Origin of the sequence: Marinobacter confluentis, from assembly GCF_004785685.1 — a bacterium.
GTDB lineage: Bacteria > Pseudomonadota > Gammaproteobacteria > Pseudomonadales > Oleiphilaceae > Marinobacter > Marinobacter confluentis.
Genome location: NZ_SRPF01000003.1, coordinates 398,140 through 414,369, shown reverse-complemented (window position 1 = coordinate 414,369; position 16,230 = coordinate 398,140). Strand labels below are relative to the sequence as shown.

Annotated in this window: 14 protein-coding genes; 9 read left to right on the top strand and 5 right to left on the bottom strand. The window is 59.9% G+C overall.

The genetic code is table 11. From position 1 onward, the window contains the following. Positions 1 to 42 precede the first annotated feature (42 nt). Together E5Q11_RS12395 and E5Q11_RS12390 are read left to right on the top strand one after the other, a co-directional pair. Positions 43 to 861, top strand: a complete 819-nt coding sequence (locus E5Q11_RS12395; RefSeq protein ID WP_135803731.1) for an ATP-grasp domain-containing protein — start codon at positions 43 to 45, stop codon at positions 859 to 861. Between the two features lie 116 nt (positions 862 to 977). After that, positions 978 to 2,153 (top strand): type III PLP-dependent enzyme, encoded by a 1,176-nt coding sequence (locus E5Q11_RS12390; RefSeq protein ID WP_135803730.1) that lies wholly within the window; start codon positions 978 to 980, stop codon positions 2,151 to 2,153. A gap of 27 nt (positions 2,154 to 2,180) precedes the next feature. Here E5Q11_RS12390 and E5Q11_RS12385 read toward each other — a convergent pair whose 3' ends face one another. The 4 genes from E5Q11_RS12385 to E5Q11_RS12370 form a co-directional block, all read right to left on the bottom strand. Then, the gene (locus E5Q11_RS12385) at positions 2,181 to 3,320 is read right to left on the bottom strand and encodes an MFS transporter (protein WP_225315033.1); all 1,140 of its coding nucleotides are present in this window, start codon (positions 3,318 to 3,320) and stop codon (positions 2,181 to 2,183) included. Between the two features lie 74 nt (positions 3,321 to 3,394). Further along, the gene (locus E5Q11_RS12380; RefSeq protein ID WP_135803728.1) at positions 3,395 to 3,790 is read right to left on the bottom strand and encodes an ectoine synthase; all 396 of its coding nucleotides are present in this window, start codon (positions 3,788 to 3,790) and stop codon (positions 3,395 to 3,397) included. Between the two features lie 43 nt (positions 3,791 to 3,833). Beyond that, positions 3,834 to 5,270 (bottom strand): GTPase/DUF3482 domain-containing protein, encoded by a 1,437-nt coding sequence (locus E5Q11_RS12375; RefSeq protein WP_135803727.1) that lies wholly within the window; start codon positions 5,268 to 5,270, stop codon positions 3,834 to 3,836. Beyond that, positions 5,270 to 6,709, bottom strand: coding sequence for a DUF2868 domain-containing protein (locus E5Q11_RS12370; RefSeq protein WP_135803726.1), 1,440 nt, complete (start codon positions 6,707 to 6,709; stop codon positions 5,270 to 5,272). The genes E5Q11_RS12375 and E5Q11_RS12370 overlap by 1 nt, the downstream gene beginning before the upstream one ends. A gap of 85 nt (positions 6,710 to 6,794) precedes the next feature. Between E5Q11_RS12370 and E5Q11_RS12365 the strand changes: the two genes are divergently transcribed. Then, positions 6,795 to 7,154, top strand: a complete 360-nt coding sequence (locus E5Q11_RS12365; protein ID WP_135803725.1) for a DUF6164 family protein — start codon at positions 6,795 to 6,797, stop codon at positions 7,152 to 7,154. On the opposite strand, the gene E5Q11_RS12360 is transcribed toward E5Q11_RS12365, so the two are convergent. After that, positions 7,151 to 8,038, bottom strand: coding sequence for an alpha/beta hydrolase (locus tag E5Q11_RS12360; RefSeq protein ID WP_168215660.1), 888 nt, complete (start codon positions 8,036 to 8,038; stop codon positions 7,151 to 7,153). The two genes, E5Q11_RS12365 and E5Q11_RS12360, sit on opposite strands and share 4 nt — an antisense overlap. Positions 8,039 to 8,212: 174 nt before the next feature. On the opposite strand from E5Q11_RS12360, the gene E5Q11_RS12355 reads away from it, so the two are divergent. From E5Q11_RS12355 to E5Q11_RS12330, 6 genes are all read left to right on the top strand, one after another. Continuing rightward, positions 8,213 to 9,625, top strand: a complete 1,413-nt coding sequence (locus tag E5Q11_RS12355) for a sigma-54 interaction domain-containing protein (RefSeq protein WP_135803724.1) — start codon at positions 8,213 to 8,215, stop codon at positions 9,623 to 9,625. 280 nt (positions 9,626 to 9,905) lie between these two features. After that, on the top strand, positions 9,906 to 10,958 hold the full coding sequence (locus E5Q11_RS12350) for a TRAP transporter substrate-binding protein (RefSeq protein ID WP_135803723.1): 1,053 nt from the start codon (positions 9,906 to 9,908) through the stop codon (positions 10,956 to 10,958). 114 nt (positions 10,959 to 11,072) lie between these two features. Beyond that, a complete protein-coding gene (locus E5Q11_RS12345) occupies positions 11,073 to 11,723 on the top strand; it encodes a TRAP transporter small permease subunit (RefSeq protein WP_135803722.1) in 651 nt (216 codons plus the stop codon). Beyond that, the gene (locus tag E5Q11_RS12340) at positions 11,723 to 13,087 is read left to right on the top strand and encodes a TRAP transporter large permease (RefSeq protein WP_135803721.1); all 1,365 of its coding nucleotides are present in this window, start codon (positions 11,723 to 11,725) and stop codon (positions 13,085 to 13,087) included. The genes E5Q11_RS12345 and E5Q11_RS12340 overlap by 1 nt, the downstream gene beginning before the upstream one ends. 13 nt (positions 13,088 to 13,100) lie before the next feature. Then, complete coding sequence (locus E5Q11_RS12335; protein ID WP_135803720.1) at positions 13,101 to 13,880, top strand: 3-hydroxybutyrate dehydrogenase; 780 nt, start codon at positions 13,101 to 13,103, stop codon at positions 13,878 to 13,880. Between the two features lie 16 nt (positions 13,881 to 13,896). Further along, positions 13,897 to 15,888, top strand: coding sequence for an acetoacetate--CoA ligase (locus tag E5Q11_RS12330; RefSeq protein ID WP_135803719.1), 1,992 nt, complete (start codon positions 13,897 to 13,899; stop codon positions 15,886 to 15,888). The last annotated feature ends 342 nt before the right edge of the window (positions 15,889 to 16,230 follow it).

Genomic DNA, 16,230 nt, shown 5'->3' with positions numbered 1-16,230 from the left:
CCCTATGCACTCGCCCACGACCCTTTGCCTGTAGCTGACCTCATGAAACTGGTTTCCTTCGACATTTTTCGCACTCTCGGCTTCCCCGACACCAAAGTTCTCAAGCCGGAGCAGTTCCTGGCCCACAAAGACCTGCTTAAAAACGCAGACTGGGTGCTGTTCCCCGAGTACTGGCAGCTCAATGCTCTGGTTTACGGCCTGAAATGCAGGGTGTTCCCGAGCATTGCGAGTTACCGCATTGGTCACGACAAAATCGAGATGACACGGGCGTTTCAGGTCGTGGCGCCGGAGCACACCCCCTGGACACTGATCGAAGCAAATGGTCCGGAAGAGCAGGAAGCAGTGTGGAATGCCATGGTGCTGCCGTTTGTAGCCAAGTTACCCAAGGCCAGCATGGGCGAAGGCGTATGGCTGATCGAAAACCGGGCGGACTGGCAGCGCTATTGCGAGCGGACCACCGTGCTCTATGTTCAGGAATATCTGCCTATTGATCGTGATGTGCGGGTGGTGATTGTTGGCAATCGAGTGGTGTCGGCCTATTGGCGAACCCAGGCCGATCAGGGGTTTTACAACAACGTGTCACAGGGCGGTCGTATCGATAACAGCCCGGTGCCTTCAGCAGTGACGAACCTGGCGTTGCGCCTGGCCAGGGAACTGGGTGTGGATCACGCCGGCTTCGATATTGCGCTGGTTGAGGGATATCCCTACGTATTGGAGTTTAACCGCCTGTTTGGCAATCAGGGACTTGGCAAAGACAGCGATCTGAAGACGGCAATTCTCGACTATCTGCAGGAACAGGCTGAGCCGGAGGGACCCGATGGCCCGGCAGGACCAGCGCCGCTGTGGCCGGTCGCGATCTGACGGCTTTTTATGGGTAAATATGCTCATATCCGGCCCCTGAGAAAAGGCCGATGATCGCGCGTAATCACCCTGGATTTCACCAGGGGAAGCTACCTTTCAAGGGGACATATCCGTCAATGACCGAATCCGCTAACGCCCTGGTCTCCGACTACTACACGGCTGAAACTTTCAGCCGGATCCGGGATTTTGCCAGCACCAAAGAAACTCCGTTTGTGGTGATTGATACCGCCACCATTGAGCGTCAGTACCAGGAACTGGTGGAAGGCTTTCCCTATGCCAGCGTGTATTACGCGGTAAAGGCCAACCCGGCCCCGCAGGTTTTGACCATGCTGCGGGACAAGGGTGCGAATTTCGATATTGCATCGGTGTATGAGCTTCAGAAAGTACTGGACCTGGGTGTCACCGGCGAGCGGATCAGTTATGGCAACACCATCAAGAAGGCGAAAGATATCCGCACCTTCTATGAGAAGGGTGTGCGCATGTTCGCCACCGATTCGGAGGCGGATCTGCGCAATATCGCCAAAGCCGCGCCGGGCTCAAAGGTGTATGTACGGATCCTGACGGAAGGTACCCTGACGGCGGACTGGCCCCTGTCCCGCAAATTCGGTTGCCAGACGGATATGGCCATGGACCTGCTGATTCTGGCCCGTGATCTGGGCCTTGTGCCCTACGGTGTGTCTTTTCATGTGGGTTCCCAGCAGCGGGAAATCGGCGCCTGGGACGCCGCATTGGGCAAGGTGAAGGTGATCTTCGAGCGCCTGAAGGAAGAAGACGGCATCGAGCTGAAGATGATCAACATGGGCGGCGGCTTCCCGGCCAACTACATTACCCGCACCAACGATCTGAAAACCTACGCTGAGGAAATCTCCCGTTTTCTGCGGGAAGATTTCGGCGACACTCTGCCGGAAATCATTATCGAGCCGGGCCGTTCGCTGATCTCCAACGCCGGCGTTCTGGTCAGTGAAGTGGTGCTGATTTCCCGCAAGTCACGGACGGCACTGCATCGTTGGGTGTTCACCGATGTGGGCAAATTCAGCGGTTTGATCGAAACCCTGGACGAGTCCATCAAGTTTCCGATCTGGACCGAGAAAGTCGGTGAGGGTGAAGACTGCGTGATTGCCGGGCCAACCTGCGACAGCGCCGACATCATGTACGAGCACCATAAATACCCGCTGCCACTGAACCTGGCCATCGGCGACAGGATGTACTGGTTCTCGACCGGCGCTTATACCACCACCTACAGCGCGGTGGAATTCAACGGTTTCCCGCCGCTGAAGGACTATTACATCTGAGCCAGCGGCGCTGATGTGCGGCAGGGGTCAACCTTCGGGTTGGCCCCTTTGTCGTTTCAGGTCCAGGGTAAACGCCAGGGGCAGAACCAGCAGGCAATAGCCGACAATAAATACGATCGCGACCCTGGCATCACCGGTCCAGTCTGCCAGCAGGCCGCCGACCATGGGCACCGAAAACGCGACCGTGTAACCCACCAGAAAGTTGCCCGCCGACAGCCGCCCGGTGTCTGCGGAATCCACCAGTACCGGTGGCAGTGCCACCAGCAGAATCAGCAGAATACCCGCGGTGAAACTCATGAAAGTGGCGCTGGCAATGGAGCCCCATCCGTTCAGTAACAACGCTCCCAGGGTGCCGGTGATGCAGCACCCGGCCATGATGATGATGGGCGTTTTCCGGCCGACCCAGTATCTGGCCATCTTCAGCATCACCAGCGATGCGGCTACCTGGGCCAGGTTGTACCAGAAGAGCGCATCGGCCAGCAGCTCAAAATTGCCCTGCTGCTCCAGCAGGCTTCCCATGTAGGCGTTCAGCCCAAAAAACAGGGATCCGGAAAGACCCAGCAACAGCCCGATTTTCAGCGTCAGCGGATTTTTCCAGTCCGGCAGCCAGGACGGTTTGCGGACCGGTCTGGCCATTTCCCGTCGCGGCAGAAACAGGGCTGCGGCTACCAGCAGGCCTGGCAGCGACCAGACCAGCAGGGTGGCACGCCAGCTGTCGTCCATCAGCGGCATCAGCACGGGCAGGGTGATACCGGCGCCGATGAATTCCCCCATCAGCATGCCGTTCATGTAGATGGCAGAGCCAATGGCCAGGTGCCGGGGCTCCAGCCAGCGGGGCAGCAGCGCGGGCAGTGACGGCTGCATCATGGCCACACCAAAGCCCATCACCGCGCTGGCAAGCATCAGCGTAAAGATGTCCGGCGACAGGCCACGACCGGCAGAGCCAATCACCATGATCACCATGGCCAGCGCCAGGGTATTGCGCGGGCCAATGCGTGAGATGGCCAGCGAGCCGGGCATGGAGCCCACCGCCAGCATCAGGATGGGCAGGGTGGTCAAAGCGCCGGTCAGCGCCTGGGACAGGCCGAGTTCATCACCGATAAACGGTGCCAGTGGCGGCGCCACCAGGACGGGTACGCGCAGATATAAGCCGGCCAGCCAAAGCAAAACCGCCACCGGGAGCAACTGGGCACCCGGTGGCGGTTTTCTGGTACTGCCGGAGTCAGGTACCGGCGTCAGGATCAGTCCTCGCCGGTGTCTGGCAGGTAAGCGCCGTCTTCGTCGTGGACTTCGCGACCGGTGACCGGCGGGTTGAACGTGCAGATCAGGCGCATGTCTTCGGTGCCGCCGTACAGAGTGTGCTGATCATGCTTGTCCAGCGCGTAAAGTGTGCCGTCGCTGATCTGATGGGTTTCGCCAGTGGCTTTATCCAGAATGCTGCCGTTGCCGGCGACACAGTAGACGGCCTCCAGGTGATGCTTGTACCAGAGATTCAGTACGGCACCCGCCGGAATGATGGTCTCATGATAGGAAAAGCCCATGCCGTCTTTTTTCAGAAGCATGCGGCGGCTGGTCCAACCCGGACCGGTCACTTCGCGTTCGGTACCGATGATGTCCTGAACTCGTACGATCTTCATACTGTTTCCTTTTCGGTGATGGCTTCTGTTTCAAGTATAAACATCACTGTCCTGCCTGATTCAAGCGCCATTGGTCGAAGGCGTCCATGGCGGCAGTGATTGCAGTGATGAAATTTTGCCGGGTTTTATCATCAACGGAGCGCTTTTTACGGCAACGTTCGAATACCTGATGGATGGCCCTGCGGCTTTGTCGATCCAGGAATTCCAGCCAGTGATCGTTGGCTGGCGCCAGGTCCAGCAGTTCGCGACCGGCGTGGTTGCGATGGCTGATATGCCACCAGTGATTTACGGCTCTACCCAATACAACATAGCCGAACTGGCTGTCCTGTACAGGGCCAAAGCTGGCGGTCTTTAGCCCGTCCTTGAGTATTCCGGTGTTCAGCACTGGCAGGAACAGCCGATCGCCATAGAAATAACTGCCCGCAGCACCGACAATTCCGCCGATCAGAGCGCCAGCTCCCAGTGAGTGGCCAAGAGTGGCGGCGTCGATGCCGAGGCCGCCCACTGCGCCAGCGCCAAAGCCAGCGGTAGCCAGGTAGCGACGATCGACACCCCAGGCAGCGCGGCTGCGTTCGCTGAACAGATCGTGCTCGCTGTGCCAGATCAGCTCCGCCTCCTGGCGCAGGATGCGGTTGTGCTGGTAGAGCTTTTCAATGGCAATTCTCAGGTGCTCTTCTTTTTTGCGCTGGTTTTTATACCACTGGTCACGCAGCTGGTCGGCCAGGGCCTGGTCGGAGAGTTCTGTGGCCTGCTGCACCGTCAACGTCCGCTTTTCCCGGAACGACATCATGCTTTCCAGAGTATTGGAAATCAGGGTGGCGGCCTCCCGGCGGCGCTGGCGCCGCTGCTCCGACAGGTACCGGGTGGCCGCGTTCAGGGGTTCTTCCCAGGCGGGCTCAAGCTGGCCGAAGGTCTTCAGCAGGCCCAGATGTTGCTCAAACGGCGCCCGTACCGCATCGAAGCGGCGAACCACCTGGAAAAACTGGCCCAGGGCCCGCTGCCAGGTGTCGCTATAGTCATCGTTGCCAATGCTGTTGATCAGCGCCAGGCTTGGGCGCCCGGTCCAGCGCAGGATGGTCATTTCGGCTTCATGCTGGGGGCTGTAGGGAATTGAACCGTCCACCACGTAGATGACGCCGGCACCCTCGGTGAGCGGGCCAAGCAGCTCGCATTCGTCAGCAAATCGGGGGTCGTCCCGGAACTGGTTGATGAAGGCCTTTACCGTCTCGGCACGGTCAGACACCGACAGGCTGTGAGCCTCAAGCCATTCCAGAACCCGTCGTGGCCGCTGGAATCCGGGGGTGTCCACCAGGGTGTAAATCACCTTGCCATCCACAGACAGCGGATAGTTCTGGCGTTTGCGCGTGGTGCCCGGCTCCAGCGCTATGGCAATGGCGTCGTTCTGGGACAGTGTGGCAACCACGCTGGACTTGCCCTTGTTAGGGTGGCCTACGACGGCGAATACCGGTGCATCTGCCATTAGCCAGAGCCCTCCGCCTGCTGACCATAGGCCCGGGTTTCCGGCGAACTCAGATCCGGCTGGCTGACCCAGATCCGCTTGTCCTGCAGTCTCTCCGAAAATCGCAGCCACTGGTCAAGTTGATGCCGGCCATTGATTTGATGGGCGTCCATGGCATAGGGCAGCAGGGCAATGCGGGTTTTTTTGGGCCACTGGCTGCTGGCCAGCTCGATAAAATCCTGCAGTTCGGCGATTGGCGGCTCCCAGGCCCGGGTAACCAGGGTCACGGCCGGTTTGTCCTGTTTTGCCAGCAGGTCGCCGCAGCGCTGGATGGTCTGCTCATCCTCACTCAGGGAGTGCTGTCCGCCGGCCGCTTCTGTGAGCAGGTGCCCGGCCGTCAGGGTATCCGGCAGTTCCGGATGATTGGAGCCGGCCCAGAATATCAGTACCTGGCTGTCGGGCAGTGGCTGAAGTTGCGCGGCAGTTTTTTCATCCGGGCTGTCTTCGGCGTCGTGGTGCTCGTTCCCGGTGTCCACGGTTGGCGTTTCCAGGCGGTATTCCAGTGCAACCATGCCCGAATGGCTGTCCAGAGCCTGCCGGGCCCGACGCTGCAGTTGTATCTGCGCCAGTGCCAAGCCCAACAGCCGTGGTACCACGACGTAGAACAGCCACACCATGACCACAAAAGGCCACCATTGCCCCCAGAGTTCCGGGTCGGCCCCGGTGGCACCGGTTTCTGTCCGGAAGAACCGGGTTGCTTGTACCAGGGCAAGATCAGGTGAGGCTGCTGGCCACAGGCTCTGCCAGGGCCAGGCCAGAACGGCCAATAACTGGTGATAGCCTTCGGCGCTGGTGTCTAGCGTGGTACTCCAGCCAAACGCCAGATCCTGAATGACCACCAGCACCAGCAGGGTGGCGACCCCCGCCAGGCCAAAGCAGATGCCACCGGCATGGGCGGCGCGGGCCATCAGTGTGGGCATCAGCGGCTTCAGTGGCGAGTCCTTGCCAGTTTGCGCGACGCGCCTCAGGAGCCGGCGCCAGGGCTGCCAGTTAATTGTGGACTGCACTATGGTGACCAGTGCCAGCAGGGTTTGCAGCCCGGCAAAGGCCAGCAGCAGGGTCAGGTTGATGCGCTGGCCACCCTCGTAGTAGAGCAGCCCGGCCATGGTCACAGTACCCAGGATAATTCCGGCAAATGCGAAGGCGGCCATCAGCTGCCACCATCGGGTCAGCGAGGGTTCCGGGACCTCGGTTTCAGGCCGGGTCCGGTGGCTGTCTGGCATACTGCCAAATCGCTGCAGATGGGCTAGCCAGCGGTCGACGGTGGGTGTTTCGTTTCTAACCTCGCAGTCCAGCGCAAAGCGCCGGTCGCGCCGGTGGAGAAACACCGGAGACTGTGCCTGATCGCGCCTGACCTGGCGATCGAACGCCAGTAGTCGCCGTAATCTGCCGTCTGCCATAGTCAATCCTGGTTGGACGCAAGGTTATGGTGCAAAGATAAGATGCTAGGATAAGGGTATCTTAATTCCTGGCCACAGACCTACCATGCCCCATCACCTGATGAACCTGCGACACGTGCCTGATGACGAAGCGGATGAAATCCGCGCGCTGTTTGAAGAGCATCAGGTGCCGTTTTATGAAACTCCCCCGAGCCGTTGGGGCATAAGTATGGGTGGGTTCTGGGTTCATGATGACGCCGAAGCCCGGCGCGCCCGCGCGTTACTGGATACCTACCAGCAGGAACGACTGCAAATCCAGCGCGAGGCCTATGAGCAGGATCTGGCGGAGGGAAGAACGGGCGGTTTCTGGCATCGGCTGCGCCATAAACCGGTCACCACCTTTGCGGCCTGCCTGGCCATTCTGGTTATCCTGCTGCTGACGGTGGCCCCTTTCGTCAGCCTCTAATCCCTATTTTCGGTCTGTTTCTGCGTTGATCCCGAGTGGCGGACCAGAAAAGCCGTGGCTTTGTCGACGGCGTTACCGGCGGTCAGAAAGCTGGTGATATGGCCCCGAAGGTACATCAGGTAAAGCTCGTTCTCGACGCCGTTCGCCTCGAGCTCGTCGCGAAACGCTTTGGCCTGGCGGGCGGGCACCAGCATGTCCTGGGCGCCATGAAACAGGAAGAAAGGCGGTGCGCCGGCGGTGATGTGGGTAATCGGTGAGGCCGCCTGGTAAGCGTCGGGCATATCTTGCTGATCGCCCCCCAGAAACTGCCGCAGCAGCCTGCCAGAACCGAAAGCTCGCAGGTCCCCGGGCAGGCCACCGGCAACCACTGCCGCCGGCCTGGCGTTGTCTCCGCCGTGGGGCCGGTTCAGCGGGTGCCGGGATTCGGCAACCAGGGCCATCAGGCTGACCAGGTGGGCGCCTGAGGAGAAGCCGAAAGCGCTGATAGCGTTGCGATCGATCTGATAGCGTTCCGCCTGTTCATGAAGCCAGTTCATGGCCAGCTGCAGGTCATAGAGTTGCGCCGGAAAGGTGTGTTCCGGGGCAAACCGGTAGTCGATGTTCATCACCACGAAGCCGTTGCTGGCAAGTTCCTCGGCAATCCAGGCCATGTCCTCCCGGGATCGGCGCTCCCAGCCGCCGCCGTGCACCAGAAGCACGGCGGGTCGCTGTTGTTCGCCATCCGGCCGATACAGATCGGCCTGCAGGACCTCGGGCCAGCCGCCTGGCGAAAAGGTAACCCCTTTCTCTGTGCTGAAACTGGTTTCTGGCACCGACGCTGCCTGCTGTGGCGCATTCTTGTGGGAAGCGCAGGCTGTAAGCAGCGCACAGGTGATAAGGGCCATCAGGCGCAAGGCAGGTATCCTTTCTCTGTTATTGATCCGGGTCAGACTAGAGATACGCTTGCAACCTGCCGACGGATGCCCTGTTTGCCCCTGCTCCGGGGGCGCCATATACTCGATGCAACCCAATTGCACTCATTCAAGCCGCCATAGCAATGGGTAGAGGTTACAGGGTTTATGACCGAGCTTTTTACAGACAGCAATCGCAGTGGTCTGACCCGGGATCTGATCGAGGCGCTGTTTCCCATGTTCGAGGAAGCCAGCGCCGGAGCCATTGCCGTTGACCGACAGAGCCGCATTACCTGGATTAACAGCAGCTATTCCCACCTGTTGGGGCTGGGTGACCCCAAGACGGTGATTGGCAAGCCGGTGCGGGAGGTGATTCCACAGACCCGCATGCCGGAAGTGGTTGAGACAGGCAAACCTCTGCTGCTGGATATCATGGAGCACAACCGGCAGCAGCTGGTGGTTACGCGAATGCCCTATTACGACGACGAGGGCCAGATCATCGGTGCCGTCGCTTTCGTGCTTTACGACGATCTGCAGCCGCTGACGCCACTGGTGGCCAAGTACCGGCGCCTGCATCAGGATCTGGCGGCAGCGCGCAAGGCCCTGGCCAAGCAACACCGCGGCACCCGTTACAACCTTGCCGACTTTGTCGGTGCCAGCCCTGGCGCTCTGGAAGTCAAAAGGCGTGCCCGTCTGGCTGCCGGGCGGGATATGCCGGTACTCCTGCTGGGGGAAACGGGCACGGGCAAGGAAGTGCTGGCCCAGGCCATCCACTCGGTTTCCACACGGGCCGACAAGCCGTTTGTCGGGGTCAACCTGGCCGCCATTCCCGACAACCTGCTGGAAGCCGAATTTTTCGGTGTGGCCCCGGGCGCCTACACCGGGGCCGACAAGCGTGCCCGGGAGGGTAAGTTCCAGCTGGCCAACGGCGGCACCCTGTTCCTCGACGAGGTCGGGGATATGCCACTGGCGTTGCAGGCCAAGCTGTTGCGGGCCCTGCAAGAGGGTGAAATTGAGCCACTGGGCTCGAATAAGGTGGTATCCGTCGACGTGCGGCTCATTGCTGCCACCAGCCGCAACCTGGAGGCCATGATTGCCGAAGGCGAATTCCGCTCGGATCTTTATTACCGGCTGAACGTTCTGGAAATCCCCATTCCCCCGTTGCGGGAAAGGCTGGCGGACCTGGGTGTGTTGTGCGAAGCCCTGCTTGGCGAGATCTGCGAGGGCCTGGACATGAGAGGGGAGATTACCGACGCGGGAGTGGCTGCGCTGAGCGGCTACGATTGGCCCGGTAACATCCGCGAATTGCGCAATGTGCTGGAGCGGGCTCTCACCATGGGAGAAGGCGGCGGCTTGCTGGATGCCGATGCGATTTTCAAGGTCCTGCCACGCAGTGGTAATCGGCCAGCCTCGTCACTGGCCTGGCAGCCAGTGCGTCCCCTGGCCAGAACTCTGGCCGATGCCGAGGCGCAGGCCATTGAAGAAGCCCTGGTGGCAAGCCGCGGCAACCGGACCCGCGCCGCCCGGCTGCTGGGCATATCCCGCTCGGTGCTCTATGAGAAGCTGGGCAAAATGTCCTGATTTCCGGACATCTGTCCTGTTATCCGTACAATCCCCTATGACTGTTGTCTAATCATGTCTGGAATTCCGGACAATCGGACGGATTTTACTGTTCCGCCTATCTGTTATCTCACTGATAATTATCAGAAAGCAATGATTGGCACAGTGTCTGCAATCACCACCGGCAGGATGTCAGAACAACGCTGATAACAAAACTGACGCCTTCTGAATTCACTCGAACAAGGCCTGCCGGATTCGCTCTGTCTGGCCGGATACAACAATAACGCTAGGAGACTTGCCAATGAAATTCTTCAAGGCCCTGACCGGCATCGCTGGCGCGATCGCCCTGACCACCGGATCGGCTGTTGCGGATGACCTGCGCTGGAAAATGCCGGTGGCTTTCGCCACCAATCTGCCGGGCCTGGGTTCACCAGCCGCCTGGGTTGCCGAAAACCTCACGACTGCGTCTGACGGCAGCATTCAGGTGCGAGTCTATGAGCCCGGCAAGCTGGTGCCGCCGTTTGATATTCTGCAGTCCGTTTCTGATGGCAAGGTATCTGCCGGCTACACCTGGATTGGCTACGACCAGGGCAAAGTACCGGCCATTCCCCTGTTTGCAGCCGTACCGTTCGGTATGAAGCCCTGGGCCTACACGGCCTGGTATTACTACGGTGGCGGCCATGAGATGCTGCAGGAAGTCTACGCCAACAAGGGCTTTGACGTGCACGCGCAACTCTGCGGCATTATCGGGCCTGAAACCGCAGGCTGGTATGCGGAACCGATTGAAACATTGGAAGATTATCGGGGCCTGAAGATTCGCTTCGCCGGTCTTGGCGGCAAGGTTCTGGAGAAGCTGGGCGCTTCGGTTACCATGATGCCCGGTGGCGAGCTTTATCAGGCTCTCGAGAAAGGCACCATTGATGCTACTGAATTCTCAATGCCCGCTATCGATCAGATTCTCGGCTTCAATCAGGTGGTTAAATACAACCTGTTTCCGGGCTGGCACCAGCAGTTTACCGCCCAGTACATGCTTATCAACAAGGCTGAGTGGAACAAGGCTACCAAGGCCCAGAAAGCGCTGATCGAGGCTTCCTGCACCGCAGCAACAACACGCGGCCTGGCCGAGGGTGAATACAAGAACGGTAAGGTTCTGGCGGAATTCCAGGACAAGGGCGTCCAGGCTGATCAGATCCCCCGCGATGTGCTGGAAGAGCTGAAAGCCGTTACCGACGAGGTGATGAAAGAAGAAGCCTCCAAAGACGCTGATTTCAAGCGCGTCTATGAAAGTCAGAACGAGTTCCTCGAATCCTACAGAGTGTGGGATACACGGGCTTACGTTCCATCCGACCTCTGACCCCAGGGCCGTCCTGAGACATCGGGCAAGCCCCGGTGTTCTCCAGCCAAGTCTGGATGGCCCTTCGGGGCCATCCGTTTTTCGCAACCAGCTTTTTGAGCGAGGAACCGCTGTATGACGGTGCCTGATAAAGGGCCTGGTAACGGCTCACCGCAAGACCCAAGGGCATCGGCGGCCGCCGCCGGTCAGTTTATTCATCATCACACGACGTTCCCTACGACCCGGCTCAGCCATGGTATGGACGCCGTGATTTCGGCGATTGGCAAGAGCGCCTCCTGGCTCTGGGTGGTGGTTACCGGGGTGATCATCTATGCAGTGGTGGGCCGCTACGCCTTTGATGCCGGCTCGGTATTGCTGGAAGAAGTCCAGTGGCACCTCGCCGGTGCGGGCTGGTTACTGGGGCTGGGCTATACCCTGGTAACCGATGATCACGTAAGGGTCGATGTATTTCATGAGCGCCTGTCCCTCAGAGGTCAGGGCTGGATCGAACTGTTTGGTATTGCCTTCCTGCTGCTGCCCTTTCTCGGGATTGCCGTCTGGGAGATGTTCCCCTACGCCTACAGTTCCTGGCAGCAGGGCGAAACCAGTGCGGCGCCGGCCGGGCTTTCGCATCGCTGGGTTCTCAAGGGCATTCTGGCACTCTCGTTTGTGCTTCTGATTCTTGCTGCGCTCTCCCGCCTGTTGAAAGTAACCGCGCTGCTTTTCGGCTTTCCCAGGCCGATCCGGGTCGAATCCGCGAATAACAAGACAGAGGATGCGTCCTGATGGAACTCGAAACCCTGTTTGTAATCGGCATGTTCCTGACGTTCGGGGCCCTGTTGATGACCGGTTTCCCGGTTGCCTGGGTACTGGGGGGCACTGCAGTCATCTGGACACTTGTCGGTGTTGTCGCCGTCGAGAATTTTGGCGCCAATCTCTGGTTTGATTACCCCTCATCCATGGGGCTGGTGCCCGAGCGGGTATGGAAGGTTGTAAGTAGCGAAACCCTTGTCGCCCTGCCCATGTTCATCTTCATGGGCATCATGCTTGATCAGTCCGGCGTCGCCGAACGACTGATGAACGCCATGGTCAAACTCTTCGGGGCTGTCCGCGGTGGCTATGCGGTGACGGTGATTGTTATCGGCGTCCTGCTGGCAGCAACAACCGGCATCATCGGTGCCTCGGTGGTGCTTCTGGGCATGCTGTCCCTGCCGGTGATGATGGAGAACAAGTACGACAAGGGATTTGCCGTGGGCACCGCCTGTGCCACTGGGACCCTGGGTATCCTGATTCCGCCTTCTATCATGCTGGTGCTGATGGCTGACCGACTGGCCGTACCGGAGGCGTCGGTCGGGGATCTGTTCATGGGGGCCTTCTTTCCCGGCCTGATGCTGGGTGCCATGTATGTGGCCTATGCCATTATCCGGCCGATGCTGCAGCCGCATATTGCGCCGGTGCCTGAGGGTACTTTGAAAGTCTCCTGGAGCATTGTCTGGGAAGTGGCAAAGGCAGTGGTGCCCACGGCCGCGCTGATTCTGGGTGTTCTTGGTTCCATTTTCGCGGGAATAGCCACACCAACGGAGGCCTCCGGTGTTGGCGCCCTGGGTGCACTGTTGCTGGCCCTGATGGCAGGGCGGCTGAACCTGAAAGTGCTCAACTCCTCAATGCAGCAGACAACCCGCACAGCGGCGTTCATTTTTGCCATTTTCCTGGGCGCGACGGCGTTTTCGGTGGTGCTGCGCGGGTTGGGTGGCGACCAGGTCATTGAAGAGGCGTTGCTGGGGTTGCCCTTCGGGCCCTATGGCGTGGTGCTCACCATTCTGTTTGCGGTATTCCTGCTGGGTTTCTTCCTGGACTGGGTGGAGATCACCCTGATCATCCTTCCGTTGGTAGCGCCCGTGGTCCAGACCCTCGGGTTTGACCTGGTGTGGTTCACCATACTGTTTGCCATGTGTCTGCAGACGTCCTTCCTGACGCCGCCGGTGGGCTTTGCGCTGTTCTATATCAAGGGTGTGGCACCGCCGGAAATCGACGTGCTGGATATCTATCGGGGCGTTGTTCCGTTCATCATCATTCAACTGGTCGGACTGGCGATTGTATTCCTGGTGCCTGAAATTGCGACCTGGCTGCCCGGCGTGGCGTACGACTGAGGAGATAACAATAATGCGTTTACAGAACCGTGTTGCACTGATTACCGGTGCTGGCCGTGGAATTGGTCGAGCCATCGCCGAGCACTATGGTCGCGAGGGTGCTCGTGTAGCCGTCGCTGATCTGACGCTGGAAAGCGCCCAATCCGTGGCTGATGCCATTGAACAGGCTGGCGGAACGGCTATGGCGCTGGCCATGGATGTGACCAGCGAGCAGGCCGTGGACCAGGGCGTCGCCGCCATTGTCGAACGCTGGGGCGGTCTGGACATCGCTCTGGCCAATGCGGGGGTGCAACACATTGATCCGCTGCATAAACTGGCATTCAGCGACTGGCGCAACGTGATGAATGTGCACCTTGATGGGGCCTTCCTGGTTACCCGGGCGGCCCTGCGGGAAATGTACGCCTCCGGAGGTGGCACCCTGCTTTACATGGGCTCGGTGCATTCGCTGGAAGCCTCCCCGCTGAAGGCTCCCTATGTGGCAGCCAAGCACGGCATGCTGGGCTTGTGCCGGGCTGTGGCCAAAGAGGGTGCGGAGCGCGGAGTTCGCAGCAACATCATCTGTCCGGGTTTTGTGCGCACGCCACTGGTGGACAAGCAGATTCCGGAGCAGGCAAAGGAACTGGGCATTTCGGAAGACGAAGTGATCAGCAAGGTCATGCTCAAAAACACGGTGGACGGCAAGTTCACCACCCTGGAAGATGTGTCTGAACTGGCGGTGCATCTGGCCGCTTTCCCTTCGGCGGCGCTGACCGGGCAATCCATTGTGGTCAGCCACGGCTGGCATATGCAGTAAGCAGCAGGAGCGACGGATGAGCAATACCGAACAGTCCCCGGTGGTCTGGTCTCCTTCAGAAGACACGATGAAGAACAGCCAGATGGGTCGGTTTCAGAACTGGCTTGAGCAGCAGGGATTGGGCCCTTTTGCTGATTACCACGCCCTGCATCAGTGGTCGATTGATAACCTTGAGACCTTCTGGCAGAAGGTCTGGGATTACTGCGGACTGGTCTGTGACACCCCCGCGCAGGGGGTTCTGGGTGCCCGCGCCATGCCGGGCGCCGAGTGGTTTCCGGGCATGCGGCTGAATTTCGCCGCCAACCTGCTTCGCCACGCTGAAAGAGCCACCGCCGACGACGAGGCCATTGTCGCCTACTGCGAAACCCGCCCGGTGCTGCGCCGCAGCTATCGTCAGCTGAAGAGCGATGTGGGTGCCCTCGAAGCTTTTCTACGCAAGCAGGAAGTCAAGCCTGGCGACCGTGTGGCGGGCGTCGTGACCAACGGCTACGAAGCCATGGTCGGCATGCTGGCCGCCACCAGCCTGGGTGCCATCTGGAGTTCGGCTTCGCCGGATTTCGGGGTAGGCGCCATTCTCGATCGGTTCGGTCAGATCGAACCCTCGGTGTTGATCGCCGTCAACGGCTATGGCTATGGCGGGAAAGTCTTCCCCCGGCAGGAAGCCTTCAGCGAACTCATGTCCGGGCTGCCAAGCCTGCGCTGCGTGATCAGCATCGAACAGTTGCCGGGCGAGCCCGCCATTGAAGGCGAAGGCGTCATTAGCTGGCAGGATGCGCTGGACCAGGGTCAGGGCGAGACGCCGTCTTTTACCCCGCTGCCGCCGGATCATCCGGTGTATATCCTCTATTCCTCCGGCACTACCGGCAAACCCAAGTGCATCGTTCACGGCGCCGCCGGGTTGCTTGTCAACCACGCCAAGGAACTGATGCTGCAGGGGGATGTGGGCGCGGCCGACCGCTTCCTGTATTTCACCACCTGCGGCTGGATGATGTGGAACTGGCAGGCCTCTGCGCTGTTGACCGGCGCGGCCGTGATTACCGTGGATGGCTCGCCGGGCTACCCGGACCTGAACCACCTATGGCAGGTAGTCGCCGATGAAAAAGTCACCCACTACGGCACCAGCGCCCGCTTTATCGCTGGCTGTCGCAAGGCCGAACTGGCACCCGCCAGAACCCTCGACCTGAGCGCCCTGCGCGTGGTCTTCTCCACCGGCTCGCCGCTGTTGCCTGAAGACTACGACTGGGTCTACACCGATGGAGCCCCGAACGTATTGCTGGGCTCCATCGCCGGCGGCACCGATATCTGCGGCTGTTTCGTCGGCTCTACCCCACTGCTGCCTGTCCGCCGTGGCGAAATTCAGTGCCGCTTCCTGGGCGTAGACGCAGTAGCCTATGGCGACGACGGCCAACCGGTCAGCGAAGGCCGCGGCGAACTGGTCTGCCGCCAGCCGCTGCCTTCCATGCCGGTAAGCTTCTGGCAGGATCCAGACGGAGAACGCTACCGTGATGCCTATTTCAACACCTTCCCCGGCGTCTGGGGTCACGGCGACTTTATCGAATTCACCGAACACGGCGGCGCCATCATCTACGGCCGCTCCGACGCCACCCTGAACCCCGGCGGCGTCCGCATCGGCACCGCGGAAATCTACCGTCAGGTGGAAACCATCGACGAAGTGAAAGACAGCCTGGTCATCGGCCGCCAGATCGACGGCGATGTGGAAGTCGTTCTGCTGGTAGTCCCGGCCGACGGCCAGTCCCTGACCGAGGACCTCCAGACTACCCTTAAATCCAGAATCCGCGCCGGCGCCAGCCCCCGCCACGTGCCAAAGCACATCATCGAAGTGCCGGACATTCCCTACACCCGCAGCGGTAAAAAAGTAGAGCTGGCGGTCGCCCGGATGATCAACGGTTCTTCGAAAGCGGATAACCGGGATGCGCTGGCCAATCCGGAGGCGCTGGATCGGATCGGGGAGTCCCTGTCTGAAGCAGGATTATTGCCGAACCGGTGATTGCTTTGTCGGATTACGCCTGCGGCTAATCCGACCTACGGTAGGCCCCTGAAAGTTTGATCGAGTGGTGGGGGAAGGTACTTCTGAAACTGTGCGGAGCCATGGATGGCGGAGCCCAAGCGCCACAGGGATGTGCCGCAAGGAGCGTGTTTCGGAAGTACCTTCCCCCACCACGGATGCCCCCGAGCGAGGAAAACACCAAAAAGCCCGAAAGTTTCGTAAATTCCCGCCTTTTCATCACCCTGTCATCGCTTTTAGCGAACCTGGACTCCGTCCTTCTACTAAAATCGTAAGCCGAAAGGCGCAAAAAATGCTATCTTAGAGGCCTTATCAAACGTTTCT